3 protein-coding genes are annotated in these 6,208 nt (G+C 72.8%); all 3 read left to right on the top strand.

The genetic code is table 11. The features are described 5' to 3' along the window. Positions 1–555 (top strand): DUF305 domain-containing protein (locus ABT023_RS28710; RefSeq protein WP_350889781.1); only part of this gene is annotated, 555 nt, incomplete at its 5' end. A 68-nt stretch (positions 556–623) separates the two neighbouring features. Beyond that, positions 624–1,082 (top strand): ATP-binding protein, encoded by a 459-nt coding sequence (locus ABT023_RS28705; RefSeq protein ID WP_350889779.1) that lies wholly within the window; start codon positions 624–626, stop codon positions 1,080–1,082. A 144-nt stretch (positions 1,083–1,226) separates the two neighbouring features. After that, positions 1,227–5,789: a HAMP domain-containing protein gene (locus ABT023_RS28700; RefSeq protein WP_502890776.1), complete on the top strand. Its 4,563-nt coding sequence runs from the start codon at positions 1,227–1,229 to the stop codon at positions 5,787–5,789. The last annotated feature ends 419 nt before the right edge of the window (positions 5,790–6,208 follow it).

Here is a 6,208-nt window from a genome sequence, read left to right as displayed (position 1 = left end):
CTCGCGGTCGCCGGCTGCGCCGCGCCCCCCGTCGCCGCTCCGCCCTCCGGCGGGACCGGCGCGCCGCCCGCCGCCGGGTCGACCCGGACCGACCCGGCGGACGTGCCGTTCCTGACGGCCATGGTGGCCCACCACGACCGGACCCGGGTGATCGCCGCCGAGGCGACGGGCCGGGTCACCGACGCCGAGCTGCGCACCCTGGTCGCCGCCGTCGACGCGACCGAGGCCGACGAGCTGGCCACCATGCGGCGCTGGCTGGCCGCCGCGACCCCGCCCGGCGACGACGACGGGCACGCCGGCCACCACGCGCACCCCGGCGGGTCGCCGACCGCCGACGCGGACCTCGCCCGGCTGCGCTCCGCGCCCGCCGACCGGTTCGACGCCGTGCTCGTCGACGTCCTCATCACCCACCAGCGCCGGGCCGCCGCGCTGGCCCGCGCCCACCTGCCGGGGGCGGTCGGCGTCGAGGTACGTGACCTCGCCGACCGAATCGAACGGTCCCGGACCGCCCAGATCCGGCTGATGTCCCGGCTGCCCGCGACCCGGGCCGGCTGAGCGCCGGCCGCCGGAAGATCCACCAGGGGTACGTCCCAAGCGGGCGCGGGCCGTGTACGGTCCCGGCCATGATCAGCGATGGGGGTGACGGTGGCGGCTCGGAATCCGGCGCGTCCCGTGCGGGTACCGAGTTGACGCTGATGGCGCAGAGCATCGCCGCCGGGCAGGTGACGGCGCTGCGCCACGCCGTCGTCGCCGTGGCCGGCGCGGCCGGACTGGCCGGCGTGGCCCTGGAGGACTTCGTGCTGGCGGTGCACGAGTTGGTCGCCAACGTCGTCCGGCACGGCGGGGGCAGCGGCGAACTGCGACTGTGCCGCGACGGCGACCTGCTGACGTGCGAGATCACCGACGACGGCCCCGGCCTCGGCGACGTACGGGTCGCGCTCCCCGCGCCGAACGAGGTCGGCCAGCGCGGCCTGTGGCTTGCCCAGCAGCTCACCGACGGCCTGGAGATCCGCGCCGACGGCCCGGGCACGACCGTCCGGGTCAGCGCCCGGCTGGCCACCCCGGCGGGCCCGGGGCGGTGACCATGCGCCCGCCCCGGACCTGGCCGGGCTGAGCCGCCGGAGGACCACTGCTCACCGCCCGCACGCCGTCACGTGCATACTGGCCCGGTTTGCTGTCGTCGCCGCCGGGCCGTTCACCCGGCGGGTCGGTTCCGGGGGGTTGCGATGGTCGAGCGGTCGGCGGTACGACGTGGTGGTGCGGCTCCCGGTCCCGCCGGGTCGGTGACCGACCCGGGCCTGCGGCAGCTGCTGGCGGGCCTGACCGCCGTGCGCGACGGCGACTTCGGCACCCGGCTGCCGGAGGACGGTGACGGCCTGCTCGGCGAGATCGCCACCGTGTTCAACGGCATGGTCGACCAGCTCTCGCTGTTCACCTCCGAGGTGACCCGGGTGGCCCGGGAGGTGGGCACCGAGGGCCAGCTCGGTGGCCAGGCCGAGGTGCCCGGGGTGTCGGGCACCTGGAAGGACCTCACCGACTCGGTGAACGCCATGGCCGGGAACCTCACCGACCAGGTGCGCGACATCGCAGAGGTGGCCACGGCGGTGGCCCGGGGCGACCTGTCGCAGAAGATCACCGTGGACGTCCGGGGCGAGATCCTGGAGCTGAAGGTCACCATCAACACGATGGTGGACCAGCTCTCGTCGTTCGCCGACGAGGTGACCCGGGTGGCCCGGGAGGTGGGCAGCGAGGGACGGCTCGGTGGCCAGGCCGAGGTGCCCGGGGTGGCCGGCACCTGGCGCGACCTGACCGACTCGGTGAACTTCATGGCCGGCAACCTGACCAGCCAGGTGCGGAACATCGCCCAGGTCACCACGGCGGTGGCCCGGGGCGACCTGTCGCAGAAGATCACCGTGGACGCCCGGGGCGAGATCCTCGAACTCAAGAGCACCATCAACACGATGGTGGACCAGCTCTCGTCGTTCGCCGACGAGGTGACCCGGGTGGCCCGGGAGGTCGGCACCGACGGCCGGCTCGGCGGCCAGGCCCAGGTCAGCGGCGTCGCCGGGACGTGGCGGGACCTGACCGACTCGGTGAACTCGATGGCGGTCAACCTCACCGACCAGGTGCGCAGCATCGCCCAGGTGGCCACGGCGGTGGCCCGGGGCGACCTGTCGCAGAAGATCACCGTCACCGCGCACGGTGAGATCCTGGAGCTGAAGAACACCATCAACACGATGGTGGACCAGCTCTCGTCGTTCGCCGACGAGGTGACCCGGGTGGCCCGGGAGGTCGGCACGGAGGGACGGCTCGGCGGCCAGGCCGACGTCAAGGGTGTCTCGGGCACCTGGAAGGACCTCACCGAGTCGGTGAACGTCATGGCCGACAACCTCACCGCCCAGGTCCGCAGCATCGCCGAGGTGACCACGGCCGTGGCCAAGGGCGACCTGACCCAGAAGATCCGGGTCGACGCCCGGGGCGAGATCCTGGCCCTGAAGGAGACCATCAACACGATGGTCGACCAGCTCTCCGCGTTCGCCGACGAGGTGACGCGGGTGGCCCGGGAGGTGGGCACGGAGGGTCGGCTCGGCGGTCAGGCCCGGGTGTCCAACGTCGGCGGCACCTGGAAGGACCTCACCGACAACGTCAACGAGATGGCGAACAACCTCACCAACCAGGTGCGCTCGATCGCGTTGGTCGCCACGGCGGTGGCCCAGGGCGACCTGAGCCGCAAGATCACGGTGGAGGCCAAGGGTGAGGTCGCCGTGCTCGCCCAGACCATCAACACCATGGTCGACACCCTCGGCGCGTTCGCCGACGAGGTGACCCGGGTGGCCCGTGAGGTGGGCACGGAGGGTCGGCTCGGCGGCCAGGCCCGGGTGCCCAACGTGGCCGGCACCTGGAAGGACCTCACCGACAACGTCAACTCGATGGCGAACAACCTCACCGGCCAGGTCCGCAACATCGCCCAGGTGACCACCGCCGTCGCCCAGGGCGACCTGACCCGGAAGATCGACGTCGACGCCCGCGGCGAGATCCTGGAGCTGAAGACGACCATCAACACGATGGTGGACCAGCTGTCCTCGTTCGCCGCCGAGGTGACCCGGGTGGCCCGTGAGGTGGGCAGCGAGGGGCGGCTCGGCGGGCAGGCCGAGGTGGAGGGCGTCTCCGGCACCTGGAAGCGGCTCACCGAGAACGTCAACGAGTTGGCCGGCAACCTCACCCGGCAGGTCCGGGCCATCGCCGAGGTGACCAGCGCGGTGGCCACCGGCGACCTGACCCGCTCGATCACCGTGGACGCCTCCGGCGAGGTGGCCGAGCTCAAGGACAACATCAACTCCATGGTGGAGTCGCTGCGCGAGACCACCCGGATGAACCAGGAGCAGGACTGGCTGAAGACCAACCTCGCCCGGATCTCCGGCCTGATGCAGGGCCACCGGGACCTGGAGGTGGTCGCCGGGCTGGTGATGGACGAGCTGGCCCCGCTGGTCTCCGCGCAGCTCGGCACCTTCCTCCTGGTGGAGGAGGCCGGGGAGACCCCCACCCTGCGGGTGGTCGGCGGCTACGGCCACCGGGCCTCCGGCCGCCGGTACACCCTCGGCGAGTCCCTCGTCGGGCAGGCCGCGGTGAGCAAGCGGGCGATCGTGGTGGACGCCGTCCCGGCCGACTACGTCACCGTCTCCTCCAGCCTCGGCGCCGCCGCGCCGCTGCACCTGGTGGTGCTCCCGATCCTGTTCGAGGACCAGGTGCTCGGCGTCATCGAGCTGGCCAGCATGAGCCGGTTCACCGAGGCGCACCGGGACTTCCTCGACCAGCTCATGGAGACCATCGGCGTCAACGTCAACACCATCGTCGCCAACGCCCGGACCGACGTGCTGCTCACCGAGTCGCAGCGCCTCGCCGCCGAGCTTCGGGCCCGCTCGGAGGAACTCCAGGCCCGGTCCGAGGAACTCCAGCGCTCCAACGCGGACCTGGAGGACAAGGCGGCGCTGCTGGCCCGGCAGAACCACGACATCGAGACCAAGAACTCCGAGATCGAGCAGGCCCGCCAGGAGCTGGAGGCCCGCGCCCAGCAGCTCGCGCTGGCCTCGAAGTACAAGTCGGAGTTCCTCGCCAACATGAGCCACGAGCTGCGTACCCCGCTGAACTCGCTGCTCATCCTGGCCCAACTGCTGGCCCAGAACCCGAACCGCAACCTGACCGCCAAGCAGGTCGAGTACGCCACCGTCATCCACTCCGCCGGCACCGACCTGCTCCAACTGATCAACGACATCCTCGACCTGTCCAAGGTCGAGGCCGGCAAGATGGACATCAACCCGGAGACGTTCGAGCTGGGCGTGCTGCGCGACTACGTCGACGCCACGTTCCGCCCGCTGACCACGCCGCGCGGCCTGGCGTTGGAGATCAGCACCGCGCCGGACGTGCCGCAGCGGCTGCACACCGACGAGCAGCGGCTGCGGCAGGTGCTGCGCAACCTCGTCTCCAACGCCGTCAAGTTCACCGAGCAGGGCCGGGTGGAACTGCGCATCGAGCGGGCCCGCCCGGAAGAGTTGCCCGAGCAGTTCGCGCCGGGGGAGACGGTGCTGGCCTTCCGAGTCGTCGACACCGGCATCGGCATCGCCGAGCAGCACCTCACCGCGATCTTCGACGCCTTCCAGCAGGCCGACGGCACCACCAGCCGCCGGTACGGCGGGACCGGGCTGGGCCTGTCGATCAGCCGGGAGATCGCCCACCTGCTGGGCGGCCGGATCGCCGCGCGCAGCGTCCTCGGGCGGGGCAGCACGTTCACCCTCTACCTGCCGGCCACCGTGCCCAATTCGGCCGTACCCACCGGCGCGTCGGCCCCGGCGAGCCCCCCGGTGTCCCTCTCCGCCCTCGCCGACCTGGTCGCGCGCGACCTCGCCGCCGGGCCCGGCCCGTTCGGGCTGCCGACCGGCCTGCCCCCGGCGGACGAGCGGCGCGTCCTCGTCCTCGAACACCACGACAAGGGGCTGCTGACCATGCTGGTCCACGGCGTCGCGGCCGGGCTGGCCGACGGCCTCCCACCGGTCGAGGTGACCACCGTCCTGGACGCCCCCTCGGCGCTGGAGGCCGTGGCCGGCCGCCGGCACCGCTGCCTCGTGGTCCACCTGGACCTGCCGGACGACAGCGGCACCGTGCTGCTCAGGGCGCTGCACGACGATGCCGCGAACGGCGGCGTACCGGTGCTGGCTTACCACGCACGGCCGCTGGCTCCCGGGCAGGAGGCCCTGCTCCGGGCGACGGCCGGGGGTCGCCCCCTGGAGATCGTCGCCAGCCTGGACGACCTGCGCGAGCGGATCGCCCTGCACCTGTCGGTGGACGTGCCCGAGCGGGTGGTGCCGCTGGGCCGGCCGACGCAGGAGGCCGACGCGCCCTGGGGCGGCATCGCCGGGCTGGCCGGGCGCAAGGTCCTGGTGGTCGACGACGACGCCCGCAACGTCTTCGCCCTGACCAACATCCTCGAGCTGCACGGGCTCGACGTGGTGTACGCCGAGAACGGCCGTAAGGGCATCGAGACCCTGATGCGCCACGACGACATCGACCTGGTGCTGATGGACGTGATGATGCCGGAGATGGACGGGTACGCGGCCACCGCCGCCATCCGGGCGATGCCGCGCTACGCCGACCTGCCGATCATCGCCGTGACCGCCAAGGCGATGCACGGTGACCGGGAGAAGAGCATCAGCTCCGGGGCCAGCGACTACGTCACCAAGCCGGTGGACGCCGAGGACCTGTTGCACTGCATCCGCCGCTGGCTCGACGCCTGACCCCCGGCCCGACCCCGTCCGCACGTTGACCCCGGTCGGCCGGGCCGAAGGTGTTCCGCCAGCCGCAGGGGCCGACCCGTCGTACCTCACGGTGGCCCGGTTCGCCGCCCCGCGCGGCCATCTTCCGGTCGGGGTGACCGACCGGCTCGCCCGGCAGGACCGGGCCGGCCGGGGGATGCGTGGGGGTGACGGCATCGTTACGATGTGTCGACGTCATCGAGGAGAGGGGCTGTCCGCGTGCGTTGTCCCGCTGTCCGCTCCGCGTCGGCCGTGGTGACCGCGTCGGCGCGCCGTGCCTGCGCCTCCCCGGTCACGGGGGAGGCGGGGGTGAGGGCGGGAGAGGCCCGGATCGTACGGCGGATCGCGCTGCTGCTGGCCGCGACGGGTGCCGGGATCGTCGCGGCCGTGCTGCTCGCCGG

It is taken from the genome of Micromonospora sp. NPDC002296 (genome assembly GCF_040296145.1).
Taxonomy (GTDB): Bacteria; Actinomycetota; Actinomycetes; order Mycobacteriales; family Micromonosporaceae; genus Micromonospora.
This window is presented reverse-complemented; position numbering and strand designations above follow the sequence as displayed.